Source organism: Geminocystis sp. NIES-3709, from assembly GCF_001548115.1.
GTDB lineage: Bacteria > Cyanobacteriota > Cyanobacteriia > Cyanobacteriales > Cyanobacteriaceae > Geminocystis.
Map to the genome: position 1 here is coordinate 176415 of NZ_AP014821.1, position 21239 is coordinate 197653.

Here is a 21239-nt window from a genome sequence, read left to right on the forward strand (position 1 = left end):
GGATTTGCTATGTATTATCTAACTTACCCTATAAAAATATTAGATGTTCTATTAAAATTTTAATACCAATGCCAATTAAAATGATTCCCCCTATTATCTCTGCTTGTTTTTCAAAAATATGACCAAATTTATTACCTACATAAACACCAAATAAACAAATTAAAAAAGTAATAATACCAATAATTACACTAGCTTCTATAATTGGGGTTTTAATAACGGAAAAAGTTAAACCTACGGCTAAAGCATCGATGCTAGTAGCTAAAGCTAAGGTTAATAAAACAGATAAATTTCTGAAATCTGTTCCCTCTTCTTCCTCTTCATCTTGAAAAGATTCATAGATCATTTTGCCACCAATTAAACCTAATAAACCAAAGGCTATCCAGTGATCAAAACTAATAATAAAATCTCGAAAAAATAAAGCTGAAAACCATCCTAATAATGGCATTAAAAACTGAAATCCACCAAAAAAACTAGCAATGATTACAGCATCTTTAGAGGTTATTTTTTTTAAACTAATACCACCACCAATAGAAACGGCAAAAGCATCCATAGCTAAACCTACAGAAGTCAGCAAAATTGTAATTAAATTCATTAAAAATCTACCTTTTTTTATACAAATCTTGTCAAGTTAATACGATAACGTTCTTTTTTAGTAACTTCAATTTCTCCAATTTCTAATCTACCTTTACCTCTAAAAGATACTAAATCACCATTTTTGACATTATAACTAGGTTGGGTGATGTCTTTCCAATTAACTCTAACATCGCCATTACTAATGGCTTCTGACATTTTGCCACGGGATAAACCAAAGCCAAAAGAAGCTACTGCATCTAATCTTAAAGATGCTTCTACCGTTGTCATTTCTTTGATTTTTGGAGGGCGAATTTTTAATTCTGATAATTCAATTCGGTTAGTTTTTACAGGAACTGAACGCACTTGTACTAAATTTATTTCCAGAAAATTAGCTATTTCTTCAACAACAATTACTTGCGCACCTCTTTCTCCCAAAACGATAATATCACCAATTTTTTCTCTAATAATACCTGTTCCTAAAATTGCACCCAAAAAGTCTCGATGAGTAGCAGTATCAAAGAGAAAATTTCCTGCGATGTCTAAAGCCACAAGAGAAATTTGAGTATTATCGGCAAAGACTTCTTCTCGATGAATCCCAACTCTTTGTCTTTCTGCTTGAGGATAGCCCCCCCAAGGAATAATTTTGACTTCGGTGAGACAGTCGAAAATTTGATGAATTTCAGCTAATACGGGGGGAGAGAGAAAGTCTGTAACAACTAACTCCCATGTTTTGATCGCTTTTTCTGCTTTATCGATAATTTTAGCGATTTCTTCTCTATTTTCGACTCTTTTGAGTAATTCGTCTCTGGGTAACATTTATAATTTGACACTTAACAATCCATAGACTCTTAAGTATAGCAATAAAAAGGAATATCAAACGATCGCAAAAAAATATGTTGTTATATTTCATTATGAGGTCAAAATCATGACTATTTTCACCCTGAATTGAAAAGTTTAGAATTATCACTACTCACGCATTCATAATGAAAAGTCGATCGCGCAGCACCGCTTTTAGCGATCGAGCCCCACCATATTATCGAACTTTGTATAATTGTAAGGCTTTGTTGCATGAATCAAAAAACGAACAATTTTTCAGAGGAACGATCGCTATGACCCTATCATTATGAGTTGTTAAACTATATAGCTATCTGGTTTGGCAATTTGGATCATTTTATTCAACAACAGACATTTCACAAACAATTCCACAGCCTGATTGTCAAAATCTCTGCTACTTAGTTTTCCTCCAAAGATTGTCTTTAGCCTAAACATTGTAGTTTCACTGATTGAACGTCGATTATAACCACTTTCTTCCTTCCATTCTTTTCTACCTATTTCCTCAATTTTTTCGATATTTCTATTCCTGTCTCCATCTATGTCTGACCACTTTTGAGCATTGTTTTGTGGTAGAATTGTCGCCATTGCCCCTCTCTTGGCGATCGCCCGATAACATTTTCTTTGATCAGAGCGAAGCTCTGGCGCTGCGCGATCATAAGCCCCATCCCCTGAAACTTGCTCAATCTCACCTTCTACCGCTTCTAATAAACTTTCTAGTACATCGCCGTCATGGCAATTATTTGTCGTTACTTCTGCTACTAAAATTTTACCTGTTTTTTCATCTACGGCTAAATGTAATTTACGCCATGTTCTTCTTTTACTTACACCGTGTTGTCTGGTTTTCCATTCACCTTCACCATAAACTTTTACCCCTGTGGAATCTACTACCACATGACGAGGTTCATCCCTTTTGTTCACTGGTAGAACTACATCGAGATTTTTCGCTCTACGAGACACCGTAGTATGGTCTGGCACTGGCAAATCAATCCCCATGAGAACAAATAATGATTCTAAAAAACCTTCCGTTTGTCTTCCCGCTAAACTAAATAAAGACTTCACCATCACAAAAGTTAATATTGCTTGATCTGAGAAATAATTATCAGCTCCTCTAGTTCCTGATTTTTCTGTTAAAATCCAGTTAGATAAGACTTCTTCAGAAAGCCAAAATGTCAGACTTCCTCTTTGTTTTAGTCCTCGATCATATTCTGACCAATTTCTTAGATGGTATTTTTGTTTCATCTTCTGACGGTGGCTATGGAAAAACAATACCTAATTTTATCTCAAATACTCTCCACAAGCGATTCATGCAACAAAGCCTAATTGTAACTTTATAAAATATGCTTAAATTAAAATCTTTTATCTAATCCTGCTTGTTTGCAAATTTGATTAGCTGTAATTCGATCGAAGATGTTATGTCTTTTGACGGGAATAGTAATTTCATCATTGGTGTAAATAGAGTGATTCCCCCCTTCTCTTAACAAATAAAAACCATGACTCTCCAGATATTGAATCAAATCTCTTCTTTTTACCGACATTAAGCAACCTCAATGGATAAACTTTCGATAATGTCATTCTCATTTAAGGGAATAGGTTTTTCCAACTGTTGATAGGCTAAAATCATTTCCTTTAAAGCATCTTCTAACATAAAACGACACTCTGCTAGATTTTTTCCTTCGGTAATGACTTCTTGCCATTCTATAATTTGTCCCATATATCCTGATGGAATTTTTGTATATTTAGCCGTGTATTTATATTTCATAAGCTCACTTTTTTATCCTACTTAATATTTGATTGTAAAAGATGTTTTTTATCTTCGCAAAATTTCTCTAAAATCGAGCAAAAAAGGTTGTTTGAGCTTTATTTCAGTGTCAGAATGAATAATTTTTTGACTTTCTAATAACTCGTTTAAAGTCATTGTTTTTTTACCTTAAATTTATCATTAATATCATTTTATCACAATGAATAATAAAGCTCGATCGCGCAGCGCCGCTTTTAGCGATCGAACCCTACCACATTATCGATCGAACTTTCTACCTTAATCGAACCTTCTATGATTGTAATTTTATAAAAATATTCTTAAAATTTGCATAAATCAAAAAAATTCTACTGATAATTATATAGAAGCAAAAATTATCGGGACTTAAACTAAAAATATTAAACTATGAGTCTCAAATCGTTATAAATCAAAGATTTTACATAGATCGATAACTTTTCCTTTTATACCAAGAGTTTCAGCCGTTTTTATGACGTTTACCTAAATCTCTTACTCTGACTGTATTTGAAGCTATTTTTGCACCAAAATTTTTCAAAGTACCGCTAACACCTTTTTTAATATCATACTCAAAGTAAGAGAGCCTTATTTTTTTATAACTAGCTTAAATTTGTGAATTTTATCGTCTTACAGTGATATGACGATCGAATAAATAACTCTTAATCTCACTGACGGTTAACTGTCCATAATGTAATAAAGATGCTAATAAGGCGGCTTCTGCTTTTCCTTGGGTTAAGGCTTCATAAATATGATGAGTATTTCCAGCACCTCCAGAAGCAATTACGGGGATTTCTACTTTTTCGGCGATGGTACGAGTTAGCTCTAAATCATATCCTGCCTGAGTCCCGTCTGCATCCATACTGGTAACTAATAATTCTCCCGCACCTCTTTTAGCTACTTCCTCCGCCCATAGAATCGCATCTTTACCTGTATTTTCTCTCCCCCCTCTCACATAGACATCCCAACCCTGATTATGAGGATCATTTCTTCTTCTAGCATCGATCGCTACTACTATACACTGAGAACCGAATCGATCGCTAGATTGATTGATGAAATCAGGATTTTTCACCGCAGTGGAGTTTATACTAATCTTATCAGCTCCTGCCCGTAACAAATTTTTAACATGATCAAGAGTTTGAATACCGCCTCCCACCGTCAAAGGTATAAAGACTTGTTCAGCAGTGCGATAAACTACATCAATAATTGTATTTCTAGCTTCATGGGTAGCGGTGATGTCTAAAAAGACTAATTCATCAGCACCTGCATCATTATAAACTTTTGCCAGTTCAACGGGATCACCTGCGTCTTTTAAATCAACAAAATTCACACCCTTAACGACTCTACCAGCATTAACATCTAAGCAGGGTAAAATTCTTTTTGCTAACATCTATTTTATGTAATTCCATCGAGTTTTCTTATCCTATCATAGAAGAAGAAGTAATCAAAGGCAAAAATTTATTTACTTAACAATATTATCTTATTAAAAAATTTATTTTATGATCAATTCTGGTTATACTTTACCTGTTTTTGCTACCGCTTCGGCAGTGTCTGCTTTACAATATTTACAAGGCAACTATCAGAATGATCAAGTAGAAATTGACTTAATTAAACCATCAAAAATTGTCAGTATTAAAATTGAACAAATAGCTAAAATAAGTGATAATCAAGCCTTAGCTATTACTAGATCTGATCCGGGTGATAATTTAGATTTAACTCGTAATACTCCTATTTGGTCGATCGTAACTTTAACCCCAAATAATGAAACTAAATTAATAATTGAAGGTGGAGAAGGAATTGGTAAAATTATTAATTTAGAAAAAAAATCAGCTATTTATTCTTATGCTCAAAAACTATTAGAAAAAAATTTACTAGATAATATAAAAATTACTGCAATTGTTGAAGTAAAAATCATTTTACCTGAAGGAAAAAAACTTGCTCAAAGAACTTCTAACTCAGCTTTTGGTGTAATTGAGGGTTTATCCTTGTTAGGTACAACGGGTATTTCTCAACCTTTAACTAGCAAAGAACAATTAGAATTATATCAAAAAGAATTAGTAGAAAAAGCAAAAAAGTTTGACAATTTAGTGTTTTGTATCGGTGAAAATGGCTTAGATTTAGCAGTGAAAATCGGTTTTAATTCTGAGCAATTAGTAAAAACAGCTAACTGGTTAGGTTCGATGCTTGTTACTGCTTCGATCGCAAAACTTAAGTCTATTATATTATTAGGTTATCATGGAAAATTAGTTAAATTAGCAGGAAATATTTTTCATACTCATCACCATTTAGCCGATGGAAGGTTAGAAATTTTAACAGCAATTTGTGCTTACTTAGAGTTACCAAATAATATTATAAAAAAAATATTTATAGCACAAACCACAGAATCAGCTTTACAAATTTTGAGAGACTTTGACAAAGAAAACAATAGTAATTTTACCGATCAAATTTATCAATTTATTGCCAATAGAATTGAAGATAATGCTCAGAATTATATTAAAAAACATTCTGATCATTTTATCAAAGTTGGTACTATTTTATTCGATCGAAATCGCAATATAATTGCGACAGGAAATAATGGAAAATTGATAACAAAAATTTGATTATTATGATATTACTTTTTAAGCTATGAATTGTTAACCAATTGTTAATTTTCAGCAGTTATTATTAACCTGAGTTCGATGAAAAAATCTTTGATGTGGCTAGGTTTTCGGCTTTAGGCTAAGGATTAATTTTACCAAATCTGTTTAATTATTTAATTAAATAAATCTAAGTAAAATCAATTGTTAATAGTTTTTCATCAATTATTCACCTAATACCTAACAAATAATACCTTGCCCTTACCCATAAATTTGATGTCGAACCGAGGTTATTATTATGATTAATTGTTAATTATCAATTCAATGTTAGATACCTTTCTTGTTTGTGGATTAGGAAGTTTAGGACAAAATTGTGTTATCGCCCTTAAAAAATTTGGGGTGAAAATTGTGGTTATCGAAAAAAATCCTCCCCCAGATGATGAAATTAGAAATTTATTACCTCTTATTGACTTACTTTTGACGGGAGATTGTAGCGATCGAGATATATTACTACAAAGTAATATTGAAGAGTGTCGCGCCGCCTTGATAGTAACCACATCAGAAAGTGTCAATGTTGCCACAGCTATTGCCATTAGACAATTAAACCAGAAAACAAGACTGGTAATGCGATCGAACAAAGAAAATTTGAATCATTTATTAAGTAATCAATTAAGTAACTTTATAGCCTACGAACCCACAGAATTACCGGCGAATGCTTATGCTTTATCCGCATTAGGAAAAGAAGTTTTAGGATTTTTTACCCTAGATGAGCAAAAAATAAGAATTAGTCGAGTTAAAATTACTCCTTCTCATCCTTGGTGCAATTATGATTCTCTCCATGAATTAAATACTCGTAGTCGTCGTATTCTTAGTCATTATCAACCGTCAAAATCTTTTTCATCTACGTTTAATCAATGGAATCCCTACACTAAAATTCTGCCTCAAGATACAATTATTTGTGTAGAAACAGAAGATCATTTTCGATTAACTCATGATAATTTTAATCAAATAATTAATCGTCAATCTTTATGGCTAACACTTAGATATAATTTTGAAAATATAAAACCTAAATTAATTAAATTCTGGAAATTAAATAGAAAAGAAAAAATTAAAGGAGTAGGAATTTTTGCTTCGATAATTGTTTTCATTCTCTTAATTATCGGAACATTTTTATTCAAACATTATGCAGAAAATGCTACTTATATATCTTCTTTTTATGTAACGGCTATACTTTTATTAGGAGGATATGCAGACTTATTTGGTAGTATTGAACCGGTACAAGAAATACCTCAATGGTTACAATTATTTAGCTTAACTTTAACTTTAACTGGTACCGCTTTTGTGGGAGTTTTATATGCTTTATTAACAGAAACTTTATTATCTTCTAAATTTCAATTCGTGACTAAACGTCTTCCTATTCCCACAGAAAATCACATCATTATTATTGGATTTGGTAGAATTGGACAAAAAATAGCTTATCAATTAAAAGAGTTAAAACAATCTTTATTAGCTATTACTTTTAGTAAAAATATTGATCCTTCTCTTGAGTCTAATTTTCCCTTAATTATTGGTAATTTAGAAGATAGTTTAAAATTAGCCAATTTAGATAAAGCAAAAAGCGTGGTTATTGTAACCGATGATGATATTACTAATTTAGAGGTGGCTTTGATGACTCAAAATTTTAACCCCCATCTGAATGTAGTTATTCGCACCAATGGAGATAGTTTCACTGACAATTTAACTAAACTACTTCCTACCGCCCATGTTTTTAGTGCTTATCAAGTAGCGGCAGAAGCCTTTGTGGGGGCGGCTTTTGGAGAAAACATCTTGCAATTATACCGTTTTGAGCAGAAAACTATCTTACTCACAGAATATGAAATTGAGGAAGGGGATACTTTAAATAATTTATTGTTAGGTGAAGTTGCCTATGGATATGGGGTTATTCCCGTTTTTTACTCTGGCAATGGCAGTTTCACTCCGACTTTAATGCCTAGCGGTACTTAGACAAAACAATAACAACAATTAAGCTATAATTTTTACATCATATTGCTTTTAGGTCAAAATGAAAGAAATTACTTCTTCATCAATGCCCCCATGTTTCAATCGCTGGTGTGAAAAAATAGACCCAGTCTTAAAAACAAAGGCACAAAAACGAGAGTTTAGAAATTATTTGGGCGGTTTATTAGGAGATTCTCAAAGAAAAAATATAACTCAAATTGCCCATAATAATCTTGATATTACTTATCATAAATTACACCATTTCTTAACAGAGTCCACTTGGAATTATGATGAGGTAAATGATAAAAGATTAGAAATTATTGCATCCTGTCGTCAAACAAAAATTAGTCGATGTTTCTCCTTAATTATAGACGATTCAGGTCATCGTAAAAGTGGAAACTTTACTGACTGTGTGGGAAGACAATATATTGGTGAAATTGGCAAAACTGATAATGGTAATGTTATAGTCACTACTCACATTTATGATGGTGTGAGAAGTTTTCCTTTAGACGTTGAATTATATGAAAAAGCCGAAAATTTCCCTGAAGGAAAAGACGCTCCACAATTTCAGAAAAAACCAGACATTGCCTTTAATTTAATTGAAAAATGTTTAAATCGAAATTATTGTCCCCAAATAATTTTAATGGATGGTGGTTATGGAAACAATACTAATTTATTAGGCAAACTAGAAAAAAAGAATTTAAAATATATAGGAATTATTGCTAAAAATAGATTAGTAAAATTGGTAAAACAAGATTTTATCGAGTCTGAAAAAACCATAGCTGAAATAGCAAAATCATTACCCCAAGATAGTTTTGAAAAAATAAGAATAGGAAAAAATCGAGAAAAAACTCTTTGGGTAGCAACGATAAATATTGAATTATCAGCTTTGTCGGGAATAAAAACTGTAGCTATCGTCATGAATGCAGATACTTTTGAAAATTCCACAGATATTGATTATTTAATGACTAATGAAATAGGAGAAAAAGTGTGTGGAAATTGGATAGTAGAAACTTATACACAAAGAAATTGGATAGAAGTATTTTACCGTGAAATCAAGGGATGGTTAGGGTTATCACAATACCAAGTGAGAAATAAAAGAAGTTTAATGAGACATTTTATCTTGGTATTTTGTGCCTACACTTTTATTCAATGGCATCGTTTGACAGGAGGTTTAAGAAGACAATGGGGGAATAAACCGTTAAATACTTTTGCTGAGGCATTGGAAGCGTTTCGTAATGCTGTGTCTTTTCGCTTTTTTCAATGGTTAAAAGACAATGTGGAAGTATTTAGTTTATATAAAGCTAGTTTAGGGTTTATTTGGGCATAATTTTTGTCTAAGTACCGCTAGTGATGATATACTGTTGGCAAAAGGCGATCGATTAATTGTATTAGCCACTATAGAAGGATTAAAAAGCATTGAAACAGGAAAAATTAAACCTAAACAATGGCAAATAGAAATTATCTCGGCTAAGTCAGATATGGGTATTTTTGAAGGTACAAATGCGATCGCCAGAATTACAGGTTGTCCATTAAAAGTTGCTAGAGAGACAATGGAAAATCTTCCCCAAGTTTTACCCGTCAATGTTTATCGTCATCAAGGAGTAAGATTAATTAATGCTTTACAAAAAAATCAAGTCTCCAGCAAATTACATCATTTTCAGAATTATTAGGGAGAATCATCTCAAAAGCTGACGAGTTAAGTCCTGTTAGTTTATTTTATCTCGAAATTTATTTCACGGTGATATAATAAAACACGATCTTAGTTTTTTTTGATCAGTTTATCTGCAACAAGAGCAAATCCAGATTTTATCTATTTTAAATTACCGTAACTATTGAAAATTAAAGATTTTTCATTCTTAATTCTATGGAGAATATTTGGCAAAATTCAGAAATTATTGCTTGGACACAAATTATTTTAAATAGTTATTACCAATTATTAAATACAGAATTAATCGATCGTACAGTGCCACTTTATGATCAAAAAAGTGATAAATTAACTCAATCTAAAAATCTATTTTATCTCGATCGAGTCGTTTATTCTCATAACACAGATCTCGATCCTATTTACAATTATAGTAATAAAAAAGGTTTAGAATTGTGGGAAATGGATTGGCAACAATTAACTAACACTCCTTCAAGAATGACAACACAACCGTTACTAAGAGAAGAAAGAGAAAAATTATTACAAGAAACTATTAGCAAAGGTTATATCCAAAATTATCAAGGAATCAGAATTTCTCGCACAGGAAAAAAATACTTAATCAAAGATATAACAGTGTGGAATTTAACAGATAATGAAGGAAAATTTTGTGGACAGGCGGCTACATTTTCCCAATGGGATCTCTTATGATATGATGATTACTTACTAAGCCTTTCAAAGATTAACCACTATTAGTAAGAGGAATAATAGTAGATTAAAAACCTCATTGTGATAGTAATTCTCCTCAAAATGATAACGACTCAAAAGTAGATGAAAAGCAAAAAAAGTAAAACTCTAGTACCAATACCCACCCTATTAATTATTCTCGCCGGAGTCGTCGGTGCAACGGTTTTAACTCCTAAACTTATTGGCATTCTCGATGAAATCGTTATTACTTCTAAGCCAGAACCTCCAGAATATAGACTAGATGCTCCTTCTGAGGTTTTACCTTTAGCTGATATTTCTGCCAAAGAGCGTCAAATTCCTTTAGAAACGATCGCCAATCAAGAGAAACCATCTTTAGACAGAAGTAGAGCAAGATTTTTATTAGCAGGAGATATATTAAGGGATGATTTTGATGGTGCAAAAGCCTTAAATTATCTTAAAAATTTAGATCAAGAATATCCGATTTTAGCTCCTTATATTTTATTACGAGAAGGACGAGCTTATGAGTTAACAAATGACATAGAAAAAGCTCAAGAAATTTGGTTAAAATTAGTGGCAGAATTTCCTGAAAATTTAGTTAGTGCTGAAGCCTATTATAAACTTGGCAATTATGACTCAAACTATTGGCAAGAAGCCATTAAAAGATTTCCTCAATATCCCCGTACCCACGAAATAGCACGTCAATTATTAAAAAAAGATCCGAAACAAAAAGACTTATTATTGTTATTAGCTACCTATGATTTATCATCTCAAACTAAAGCAAATTTAGATCAATTAGTTAAAGAATTTGGAAAAGAATTAACTCCTCAAGAATGGGATATAATCGCCAATAATTACTGGCAAAATAGTCATTATTTACCGTCAGTTAAAGCCTATCAAAAAGGCACTTCTACCCCCGAAAATTTGTATCGTATTGCTAGAGGTTATCAAGTCTCAAATAAAAAAGTTGAAGCAAAAAGTTTTTATCTCAAATTAGTTAATGAATTTCCTGACGCACCTGACACTGGATTAGCATTGAGACGATTAGCGGCTATGACTCAGGGGGATGAAGCCTTATCTTATCTCAGTAAAGTCGATAAACGATTTCTTGAGGAAGCACCGAAAGCCTTAAGTCAAAAAGCTACGATCTTAACCGTAATGGGTAGATTTGACGAAGCAACGAAAGCAAGAAACGAATTGTTACAGCAATTTCCCAACTCCGAAGAAGCCGCAAATTATCGTTGGCAGGTGGCACAAGAGTTTGCAAGGGGAAATAATTTTGTTTCTGCGTGGCAATGGGCTCAACAAATCAGCGTCAACAATCCTGATAGTGATGTGGCACCGAAAGCTGGTTTTTGGGTAGGTAAGTGGGCAGAAAAATTAGGACAACCATCTGAGGCACAAAAGGCTTTTCAATTTGTCCTTGACAATTATCCTCATTCGTACTACGCTTGGCGATCGGCAGTGAGATTAGGTAAAGATGTGGGAGATTTTACCACTATTCGCAGTTTACCATTAAAAGTTGAAACTCCCAATACTCGATCGATTCCTCCTGCAGGTTCTAATATGTTTAAAGAGTTATTTTTATTAGGAGAAAATCAAGAAGCGATCGATTTATTTAGAGGTGAAATAGGTGATAAACGAGAGTTAACAGTATCAGAACAATTTATTCAAGGATTAATAGAACAAATTCAAGGTAAAAATTTACAAGGAATTAATACTATTTGGAATTTAAAAAATCGTCGAGATAACTCAGAAGATTATCGAGAATGGCAAATATTACGCAACAGTCCAGAATATTGGTACGGTTTATTTCCCTTCCACTATGAAGATTTAATCGTAAAATGGTCAACTCAAAGAAAACTAAATCCTTTCTTGGTAGTGTCTCTTATTCGTCAAGAATCGAGATTTGAGAAAGAAATCAAGTCTCCTGTTGGTGCCACAGGATTAATGCAAATTATGCCCGATACAGGAAAATGGATTGCACCACAAATTAATGTCAAAGAATACTCTCTCACAGATCCTGATGATAATATTAAGATGGGAACATGGTATTTAGATTATACCCACGAAACCTATAACGGAAATTCCTTACTTGCTGTCGCTAGTTATAATGCCGGTCCGGGTAATGTGGCAAATTGGGTAAAACGTTATAATCTTGATGATTTTGATGAATTTGTGGAAAATATACCTTTTCCAGAGACAAAAGGCTATATTGAGTCAGTTTTTGCCAATTATTGGAATTATGTAGAATTATATGATCCTCAAATACAAGAAAAAATTGATTAATTAGGGTTTGCTGTCTTCTGACTCCTACCTTAACTATTATTATTAAAATTTCAAGAATAAGTTTGAATTATCAAAAATGTAACCAGAGAAAAAAAAGAAGCTATTATCAAAAATAATAAAATTCCCCCTGATAGAAAACCAAGAAATCCTAATCCTCTCAATAGATATAAAATCACAGTAATCGGGATTAAAGCAATAATTAACAAACGTAGATTTTTCTGAATTTTAATTAGATTTCGACTCATAATATTCTCGCAAGAAAAATTAAACCTAACTTCTCTTCTGTTAGCTTATCTTTTTCTTTTCCTTTACACAAGAAATAATGGGTTTTTGATAAATGATGCCCAATGTCAGCTAAATTGGTAAAATCATTGGAAATAAAAAAATTATATTTATTTAGTCTAAACGGCATTATGGAAATTAAGATTAGCAATATTTCTAAATTAGAGTGGAATGGAGACGCTTTAGCCATCGGCTTTTTTACGGATAAAGTCCAACTTAGCGAGGCTTTGACAGAATTAGACCACAAATTAGATAATACGATTAGTGAATTAATTGTAGAAACTGAGTTTAAAGGTAAATTAGGGTGTACTACGATCGCCAGAATAGGAGGAAATAATTCTTTAGGTAAAATTATTTTAGTCGGTTTAGGGAAAGAAGAAGATCTTACCGTTGATTCTTTTCGTCAGGCAGGAGGATATATTGCCAGAGTAGCAAAACAAGCTAAAATCAAAACTTTAGCCATCGCCATTAATCATCCCGACTATGATAATGATATAGTTGCCCAAATGATTAGTGAAGGAGTTATTTTAGCCTTACATCAAGATAACCGTTTTAAATCTGATACGGAAGATCAAAAAATTAGTTTAGAAACTATAGACTTATTAGATTTACCGGCATCGAATAAAGCTATTGAAACGGCACAAAAAATAACCTCTGGAGTCATTTTAGCCAGAGAATTAGTCAACGCACCGGCAAACGTCATCAATCCTGTAACGATGACAGAAACTGTAGAAAATTTAGCCCATGAATATGGTTTAGAGTTAACCATTTTAGAACAAGAAGACTGTGAAAAATTGGGTATGGGATCATTTTTAGGAGTCGCCAAAGCCTCGGATTTACCCCCTAAATTTATTCATCTTATCTATAAACCTGAAAATACCCCTAAACGTAAATTAGCTATTGTCGGTAAGGGTTTAACTTTTGATTCTGGTGGTTTAAATATCAAGGTTAGTGGTAGTGGTATCGAAACCATGAAAATGGACATGGGAGGTGCGGCTGCAACTTTTGGAGCGGCAAAAGCGATCGCACAACTGAAACCAGATGTAGAGATTCACTTTATCAGTGCCGTAACAGAAAACATGATTAGCGGTAAAGCGATGCACCCCGGAGATATTTTAACCGCATCTAATGGCAAAACGATCGAAGTTAACAATACTGACGCAGAAGGACGTTTAACCCTCGCTGATGCCCTTGTTTATGCCGATAAATTGGGAGTCGATGCCATCGTCGATTTAGCCACTTTAACGGGTGCTTGTATTGTGGCTTTAGGTAACGACATCGCTGGATTATGGACAACCGATGATGATTTAGCTACTCAGTTAAAAACCTCTGCTCAAACGGCTGGGGAAAAATTCTGGCAAATGCCCATGGAAAACAAATATTTTGATCAAATGAAGTCATCGATCGCCGACATGAAAAATACAGGTAGTCGTGCTGGAGGCTCCATTACTGCGGCCTTATTTTTGCAACAATTTGTCAAAGATACTCCTTGGGCTCACTTAGATATAGCCGGGCCGGTTTGGGCAGAAAAATCCACTGCCATAGATAATGAAGGGGGTACTGGTTTTGCCGTCCGAACTCTAGTAAACTGGGCTTTAAATGATTAGGAATTGGAAACTAGAAGATAGAAGTTTGGTATATTAACTGATAACTATTCACTACTTATTACTTACTACTTAATCAACATGGGTGAATCTAAAAGAAGAAAAGAAACATTAGGAGAAGATTACGGTAAAGAAGAACGTTTTATTTCATGGTTGCCGTTAACGAAAAAACAAGCTGAAGATGCCTATAAATTTACTACTCGTGGTGCATGGGTGGGTATTGGACTTTTGGCAACTGGATGGATTACAATTCGATTCATCGGTCCTGCCTTTGGGTGGTGGTCGGTATATTAGGGTATCATAACTATTAACGATCGATCGTTATCTGCCCTCAAAATTTTATCCGACAAATGCTCTAGTTTCCAAATTCTGAAGGCTTTTTTTGTGATAAAACTTAATTTTATATAATTCATTTAGGAGAATCAATTATGACAGACAATTGGGAAAATCAACCAAATGACCAATCTCAAGGTACATCTGCACTTAAGTTAGCTAATCAATCTGGTTTATTCTACGGAAATCGTCCCATTGAACCTAGTCACTTACAGATTGTAAATACTTATACCACTGTTGGTAGTTTACGTCCTATTACAAAAAGTGGTTTAAATATTAAAGGTATGTTAACTTTATCCGGTTCTCGCCCGATCGTGTCAAGCAATCTCAAGATTAGTCAAGAGTTTAAAATTATGGGTAATCGCCCTGTAGCTTCTAATCATATAGATGATGTTTTACTTTTAATGGGTTATTTAGACTAGATTCTTTTTTGAATTAGACTTCTTGCACAAGTAAGACAAGAGGGAAAAGTGAATAAAATGGATCTTAAAACTATCTAAATTTTATTCTATTTTTATTTTGTAACAGTCTATTGAGAGTATTGACAATTGACAATTAACAACAAAATCATTACCTAATAACTAACACCTAACACCTTATCATTACCAATAAATTTGATAGTTCACTGAGGTTAATTAAAGCTCTCATTTTTAGTTTTTAAGTCTAACTGTGAGTATTTTTTGTTCTAAATTTTACCGAGTCACCATGAGATGTTAAACCTTCGGCGGTGGCTAAATCAATGATAGCTTTCGATACTTTTTGTAACGCTACAGGGCTATATTCAATTAAGCTAGAATATTTCATAAAAGTTTCTACCCCCAAAGCAGAGGCATAACGGGCGGCACCAGAGGTTGGTAAAGTGTGATTCGGGCCTGCTAAATAATCTCCAACCGCTTCAGGGGTAGAGTTTCCCAGAAAGATAGCACCAGCGTGACGGATATTTTCTACTAATTCCCAAGGAGATTCAACTTCTAATTCTAAATGTTCGGGAGCAAACAAGTTTGAAAGTTCGGCCGCTTCCGTTAAGTTTTTTGTAATAATAATAACCCCATAATGGGCGATCGATTTTTCTGTTAAGATGCGACGAGGATGATCTTCTAATAAACGTATAACTTCGGTTTGTACTTTTTCAGCTAGAATTGCACTGTCTGTAATTAAAATAGATGCCGCCATGGGATCATGTTCAGCTTGGGCTAATAAATCGACGGCTACATGAGTCGGATTAGCGTGATTATCTGCTATGATTAACACTTCACTGGGGCCGGCTAAAGAGTCAATGCCCACCATGCCATAAACTTCTTTTTTTGCTAAGGTAACATAGATATTGCCAGGGCCTGTAATTACATCAACTTTGGGTATTATTTGAGTACCGTAAGCCAAAGCTGCTACCGCCTGTGCGCCACCCACTCGATAAATTTCTGTAACTCCTGCCTCACTAGCGGCCACTAACACCGCAGGATTTATTTTTCCGTCTTGACTTGGGGGTGTCACCATGACAACTTTTGGGACTTGTGCCACTTTAGCGGGGATAGCATTCATTAAAACAGTACTAGGATAAGATGCTCTACCACCCGGTACATATAAACCTGCTCGATCGACAGGAGTATAACGCCTTCCTAATACAACATTATCATCATCAAATTGTACCCATGATTTTGGGACTCTTTGTCGGTGAAAAGCCTCGATTTTTTTAGCCGCTAGTTTGATAGCTGAGAGTAACTCTCTTGAAATTTGCTGATAAGCTGCATCAATTTCCGAACCACTCACCTTAAGATTTTCCTTGGTAATAGTTTGCCCATCAAATTTTTGGGTATATTCCAATAAGGCTTCATCCCCTCGTTTTCTCACCGTAGCGATGATTTCTTTAACGATGGCAGATTGTGTCTCTATTTGTTCATTATGAGTGCGATCGCTAATGCGTTGCAGTTCTTGTCGTGCTTCAAAGGTATCTGTTATTATTCGCAACATCGAGATCCTATCAAACTAAATAAATCTTAACTATTGTTTTTATAATAACAGTTTTATTCCTCAATCATGGGATCATAAAGAAGATGACTAGAGAAAACAAGCACAAAATTCACATCAGATATTTATTCATAGAAATCGATCGCCGATCAAAGAATCATAGGATAGAATGTTAAATCATGCCATTTTAGAGTTCATTTCATGTTAAATCGTATCTTCCGCTCTACAAAACGCTGGATTAGTAATAGTTCTCAAAATGCCCTAGAAGAGGCATATCAAAAGGCTTTAGTCATCAAAAAAATGGAGGAAGAACATTTTAACGGTCAAAAAATTGATCTCAAAAATTCCACTTATGGCGATCGAGTTTTTTCATATTTTGAAGAAGAACTAAAGTCAAATTTACAAATAATTAATATTAAAATAAATCAATTCAAAACCAGTAAATCAGTACATCATTTTTTAGATAATACCTTAACATCTAATAATCATAATAATATTAGAGAAATAGATTATCAGAAAGACTTAATTTTAGAAAGACTGAACTTTATTGATGAAATAATTAATAAATATAATAGCAATTATTATGATACGTCATTACAATTAGTTAAATCTGAAAAACCCAATCATAAATCACAAAAAAATCCATCAATAACTAATAAAAATAATTCACCAAATAATCTTGAACCTAGTATCGAAACCGTATCAGATAAAGCTAGTGTTTTACCTCGTTCTTTTTTGCGAACCCTAGATAGAATTAAACAAGAAATAGATCCTAAATCTGCGGAAATAGAACAAGATGTTATTAATAAATTTAGAAAATCCAGATATAAAACTGCTATTTCTGTTAAATTTTTATTGCTATTAATTATAATACCTTTATTAGTTCATAATTTAAGTAAAATAACTTTAGGAACAATATTCGTAGATCCCTATTTTGCGAAACATGAGCAAATAGTATTTATTAATCAAGACTTAGAAGAAGAAGCATTAATAGAATTAAAAACTTTTGAAGAAAATCTTAATCTAAGAAGTTTAATTGGTTTAAGTCCTCATCTATCAGAGGAAGAAAAAGAAGCAAAAATTAAAGAAAAAGCCGAAGAAATAGCTCATAATTATCGCAATGAAAGTTCTAATGCTGTCAAAAATATTTTCGCAGATTTACTATCCTTTGGTTCTTTTACAATTATCCTTATTTTAAGTAAAAGAGAATTATTAATTTTAAAATCTTTTATTGATGAAACTATTTATGGTTTAAGTGATTCTGCAAAAGCATTTTTAATTATTCTTTTCACAGATATGTTTGTCGGGTTTCACTCTCCTCATGGTTGGGAAGTGATTTTAGAAAGTATTACCCGTCATTTTGGCTTACCAGAAAATCGAGATTTTAACTTTTTATTTATTGCTACTTTTCCCGTTATTTTAGACACAGTATTAAAATATTGGATTTTTCGCTATCTCAATCGTATTTCACCCTCTGCTGTCGCCACTTATAAAAATATGAATGAATCATAATAACGAGAAATTAAGAATAAAAAAGAATCCCCCAATCACCCCATCCCTTAATCATCATGCCTTTATCTCGGATAATTACGATCGTAGTTGGTTTAAGCGTAATCTTTGGGTTAATGCTATGGTTAATCAGTGCTTTATCTCGACTTTACAGTGAAATCGCATGGACTAGTCCATTTTTAGCCAATTTTTTAGTATTTATCCTCATTGTTTTGCTCATTTGTTTTATTGGTATTTTTATCTATTACTTAGGTATTATTCCTAATAGAACAGGTACAAAGACTAAACGTCGTAAAAATTTACCAGCGTTACCCGCAGAAAAAAATGAGATTGCTTCCAAAACTATTCAGGCAGTCAAAAAACAAGTTGCTCAAATTCAAGATGAAGTTACCCAAAAAGCATTATTAGCCAAATCTCAACAAATTGAGGCAAATTTGACGACAGGTATCCTAAAAGTAGCTGTTTTTGGTACAGGTAGTGCCGGTAAAACCTCCCTTGTCAATGCTTTAATTGGGGAAATGGTTGGTAATGTGAACGCAAGTATGGGAACGACAACAGAAGGGATTACTTATAGTTTAAAACTTCCCCAAGCAAATAGAGAAATTTTGATTACCGATACACCCGGTATTTTGGAAATGGGCGCACCAGGAGAAATTAGGGAAAAATTAGCACGACAATTAGCGACAGAAGCAGATTTATTACTGTTTGTCTGCGATAATGATTTACGATCGTCAGAATTTACTCCTTTAGAGGCTTTGGCTAGTATTGGAAAACGATCGATCTTGATCTTTAATAAGATAGACTTATATTCAGAAGAAGAACAAGAAATTATCTTAAATAACCTACGAGAAAGAGTAAAAAACTTCATTACGGGAGTAGATGTATTGAAAGCCTGTGCAAATCCTCAACCAGTGCAGTTTTCCGAAGATGAAATGATACAACCCGATATTGAAATAACCTCAGTAATCAAACGTTTAGCGGCTATTTGTCGTGCAGAGGGAGATGATTTACTAGCAGATAATATTCTTTTACAATCTCAACGCTTAGGGGAAGAAGCGAGAAAATTAATCCGTCAGCAACGCAGTCGGGAAGCTGATAAAATCATTCTACGTTATCAGTGGATTGGTGCAGGAGTGATAGCTTGTACCCCTTTACCCGTGTTAGATATGTTGGCAACTGCGGCAGTAAATGCACAAATGGTAGTAGAAATTGGACAAGTTTACGGTTGTGACTTAAATAGCGAAACTGGTAGAGATTTAGCCTTATCTTTAGGTAAAACTCTAGTTAGTTTAGGAGTGGTAAAAGGTGCTGTAGAATTAATTGCGAAGGCATTGCAGTTTACTGCGGCGACTTATGTCGTAGGCAAAGTTATTCAAGGTATTAGTGCCGCATATTTAACTAGAATTGCGGGTAAAAGTTTTGTAGAATATTTCAGTCATGATCAAGATTGGGGTGACGGTGGCATAACGGAAGTCGTACAAAGACAGTTTAAATTAAGCCGTAAGGATGAGTTTGTCAAGACATTTGTACAAGATGCCATTGCCCGTGTAATTGAGCCTATCAAAGATACTCTCGATAGTGAATTTAATCAAGGAGAATTAGAAAAAAGTAATGAAATTTATTTTGACGACGGTGACGAATGGGGGGGAAATGGTAAATCAAAGGATGAATGGGGGTAAATAAAATGATAAATAATAACTTATCAAAAAATCTAAATACTTTATTAGAACCTTATCAAAAATTTGGCATTAGTTTAGGTTTAGAAAGAATCAAAAATTTATTAGAAAAATTAGGTAATCCTCAAAATAAAGTACCCATAATTCATGTGGCAGGAACAAATGGTAAAGGTTCTGTTTGTGCTTATTTATCATCAATTTTAACTCAAGCTGGTTATAAAACGGGACGTTATACTTCCCCTCATTTAGTAAATTGGAATGAAAGAATTTGCTTAAATGAACAACCTATTTCCACAGAAAAATTAAGAGCTATTATTAAACATATTTCTACAGTTATTGACTCCTTACCAGAATGTCCAACTCTGTTTGAAGTGGTAACGACGGCGGCATGGCTTTATTTTGCTCAGTCTCAAGTTGATGTTGCAGTAATGGAAGTTGGTTTAGGAGGCAGACTTGATGCTACTAACGTGTGCGATAAGAACCTTGCTAGTATTATCATATCTATCAGTAGAGAACATTGGCAAAGATTAGGAAACACATTAACAGAAATTGCCACAGAAAAAGCCGGTGTTATGAAATCTCAATGTCCTGTTATAGTTGGTAATTTACCACCAGAAGCGATCGAAGTTGTCAAAAATAGAGCAAAAATCTTAGATTGTCCTAGTATATGGGTAGAATCTGCCCAAAAAATTGAGAAAAATAGTGATAATTGGGCTAAATATCAAGATATTGAGTATCCTTTACCTCTAGCAGGAGATATACAATTACAAAATTCCGCTATCTCGATCGCAACTATAAAAATATTACAGCAAAAAGGATGGCATATCAAACTTGAAGATATACAAGAAGGCATGAGGAAAGCAAAATGGCGAGGGAGAATAGAATGGGTAGTGTGGCAAGGGCAAAAAATGTTAATTGATGGTGCCCATAACGTGGCGGCGGCACAAGTTTTAAGGCAATATATTGATACACTTCATAAACCTATTATTTGGGTAATGGGGATGTTAAGCACGAAAGATCATCAAGGTATTTTTGAGGCTTTACTACGTCCTCAAGATCAATTACACTTAGTACCAGTTCCTGATCATAGCAGTACTGATACAAACTTTCTCTCACAAGTTGCGCAAAATGTCAATCCATCCTTAACAAAAGTTAACACTTATGATGACTTATTCATCGCCCTAGAAAAAGTTAGCTCGATCGTGGATAATGAAAAGGAAATTATAGTACTATGTGGTTCGTTATATTTGTTAGGCTATTTTTTACAATATTTTTCTCCATAAAATCCAAAAATTTTATTTTAGAGAACACCAAACAAAAAATGATCCAATAGTAATTAAGATTTATAAATTTTTAGTACCATAGCACTTTTTACAATTATCATGAATCGATCGATAACAGATAAAATGAAAGTTCGTAGTAATAGCTAAAGCTATTTTCCTTTATTATTTTATTTTAAGGTGAATGTGGGCAATGCCCACCCTA

At 33.4% G+C, this 21239-nt stretch carries 20 protein-coding genes; 12 read left to right on the top strand and 8 right to left on the bottom strand.

Features of this window, described 5'->3' with window-relative positions:
• Positions 1-28: 28 nt before the first annotated feature.
• From GM3709_RS00665 to hisF, 6 genes are all read right to left on the bottom strand, one after another.
• Positions 29-592 (bottom strand): manganese efflux pump MntP family protein, encoded by a 564-nt coding sequence (locus GM3709_RS00665; RefSeq protein ID WP_066115310.1) that lies wholly within the window; start codon positions 590-592, stop codon positions 29-31.
• A gap of 17 nt (positions 593-609) precedes the next feature.
• Entirely contained in the window at positions 610-1389 is a 780-nt protein-coding gene (locus GM3709_RS00670) for a photosystem II S4 domain protein (RefSeq protein WP_066115313.1), read from the bottom strand.
• A gap of 315 nt (positions 1390-1704) precedes the next feature.
• Positions 1705-2646, bottom strand: a complete 942-nt coding sequence (locus GM3709_RS00675) for an IS5 family transposase (protein WP_066115315.1) — start codon at positions 2644-2646, stop codon at positions 1705-1707.
• A 107-nt stretch (positions 2647-2753) separates the two neighbouring features.
• A complete protein-coding gene (locus GM3709_RS00680) occupies positions 2754-2942 on the bottom strand; it encodes a type II toxin-antitoxin system HicA family toxin (RefSeq protein ID WP_066115317.1) in 189 nt (62 codons plus the stop codon).
• The gene (locus GM3709_RS00685; protein ID WP_066115319.1) at positions 2942-3166 is read right to left on the bottom strand and encodes a type II toxin-antitoxin system HicB family antitoxin; all 225 of its coding nucleotides are present in this window, start codon (positions 3164-3166) and stop codon (positions 2942-2944) included. The genes GM3709_RS00680 and GM3709_RS00685 overlap by 1 nt, the downstream gene beginning before the upstream one ends.
• A gap of 631 nt (positions 3167-3797) precedes the next feature.
• Positions 3798-4565: an imidazole glycerol phosphate synthase subunit HisF gene (gene hisF, locus GM3709_RS00690; RefSeq protein ID WP_066115321.1), complete on the bottom strand. Its 768-nt coding sequence runs from the start codon at positions 4563-4565 to the stop codon at positions 3798-3800.
• 109 nt (positions 4566-4674) lie between these two features.
• On the opposite strand from hisF, the gene cbiD reads away from it, so the two are divergent.
• From cbiD to GM3709_RS00735, 8 genes are all read left to right on the top strand, one after another.
• On the top strand, positions 4675-5775 hold the full coding sequence (gene cbiD / locus GM3709_RS00695) for a cobalt-precorrin-5B (C(1))-methyltransferase CbiD (RefSeq protein WP_066115322.1): 1101 nt from the start codon (positions 4675-4677) through the stop codon (positions 5773-5775).
• A 300-nt stretch (positions 5776-6075) separates the two neighbouring features.
• On the top strand, positions 6076-7755 hold the full coding sequence (locus GM3709_RS00700; RefSeq protein WP_231937594.1) for a TrkA family potassium uptake protein: 1680 nt from the start codon (positions 6076-6078) through the stop codon (positions 7753-7755).
• A 58-nt stretch (positions 7756-7813) separates the two neighbouring features.
• Positions 7814-9079 carry an IS701 family transposase gene (locus tag GM3709_RS00705; protein WP_066115324.1) on the top strand — a complete coding sequence of 422 codons (1266 nt, stop codon included), beginning with the start codon at positions 7814-7816 and terminating at the stop codon, positions 9077-9079.
• Positions 9080-9113: 34 nt separating this feature from the next.
• The gene (locus tag GM3709_RS00710; protein ID WP_066115327.1) at positions 9114-9422 is read left to right on the top strand and encodes a hypothetical protein; all 309 of its coding nucleotides are present in this window, start codon (positions 9114-9116) and stop codon (positions 9420-9422) included.
• 194 nt (positions 9423-9616) lie between these two features.
• Positions 9617-10102 carry an MEKHLA domain-containing protein gene (locus GM3709_RS00715; protein WP_066115329.1) on the top strand — a complete coding sequence of 162 codons (486 nt, stop codon included), beginning with the start codon at positions 9617-9619 and terminating at the stop codon, positions 10100-10102.
• Between the two features lie 120 nt (positions 10103-10222).
• Positions 10223-12385, top strand: coding sequence for a transglycosylase SLT domain-containing protein (locus GM3709_RS00720; protein WP_066115331.1), 2163 nt, complete (start codon positions 10223-10225; stop codon positions 12383-12385).
• A gap of 413 nt (positions 12386-12798) precedes the next feature.
• Complete coding sequence (locus GM3709_RS00730) at positions 12799-14274, top strand: leucyl aminopeptidase (protein WP_066115336.1); 1476 nt, start codon at positions 12799-12801, stop codon at positions 14272-14274.
• A 78-nt stretch (positions 14275-14352) separates the two neighbouring features.
• Positions 14353-14565 carry a DUF2839 domain-containing protein gene (locus GM3709_RS00735; protein WP_066115337.1) on the top strand — a complete coding sequence of 71 codons (213 nt, stop codon included), beginning with the start codon at positions 14353-14355 and terminating at the stop codon, positions 14563-14565.
• On the opposite strand, the gene GM3709_RS21605 is transcribed toward GM3709_RS00735, so the two are convergent.
• Positions 14562-14684 carry a hypothetical protein gene (locus GM3709_RS21605; protein ID WP_255359676.1) on the bottom strand — a complete coding sequence of 41 codons (123 nt, stop codon included), beginning with the start codon at positions 14682-14684 and terminating at the stop codon, positions 14562-14564. The two genes, GM3709_RS00735 and GM3709_RS21605, sit on opposite strands and share 4 nt — an antisense overlap.
• A gap of 15 nt (positions 14685-14699) precedes the next feature.
• Between GM3709_RS21605 and GM3709_RS00740 the strand changes: the two genes are divergently transcribed.
• On the top strand, positions 14700-15026 hold the full coding sequence (locus tag GM3709_RS00740; protein WP_066115339.1) for a hypothetical protein: 327 nt from the start codon (positions 14700-14702) through the stop codon (positions 15024-15026).
• A 241-nt stretch (positions 15027-15267) separates the two neighbouring features.
• Here the strand turns inward: GM3709_RS00740 and hisD are convergent, their stop codons facing one another.
• Positions 15268-16572, bottom strand: a complete 1305-nt coding sequence (gene hisD / locus GM3709_RS00745; RefSeq protein ID WP_066115341.1) for a histidinol dehydrogenase — start codon at positions 16570-16572, stop codon at positions 15268-15270.
• 198 nt (positions 16573-16770) lie between these two features.
• Between hisD and GM3709_RS00750 the strand changes: the two genes are divergently transcribed.
• Genes GM3709_RS00750 through GM3709_RS00760 form a run of 3 tightly spaced genes read left to right on the top strand, consistent with a single transcriptional unit; the run spans position 16771 to position 21037 of the window.
• Entirely contained in the window at positions 16771-18081 is a 1311-nt protein-coding gene (locus tag GM3709_RS00750; RefSeq protein ID WP_066115343.1) for a proton extrusion protein PcxA, read from the top strand.
• A 56-nt stretch (positions 18082-18137) separates the two neighbouring features.
• Positions 18138-19757 (top strand): YcjF family protein, encoded by a 1620-nt coding sequence (locus GM3709_RS00755; protein WP_066115345.1) that lies wholly within the window; start codon positions 18138-18140, stop codon positions 19755-19757.
• A gap of 5 nt (positions 19758-19762) precedes the next feature.
• A complete protein-coding gene (locus GM3709_RS00760; protein WP_066121630.1) occupies positions 19763-21037 on the top strand; it encodes a folylpolyglutamate synthase/dihydrofolate synthase family protein in 1275 nt (424 codons plus the stop codon).
• Positions 21038-21239: the final 202 nt, after the last annotated feature.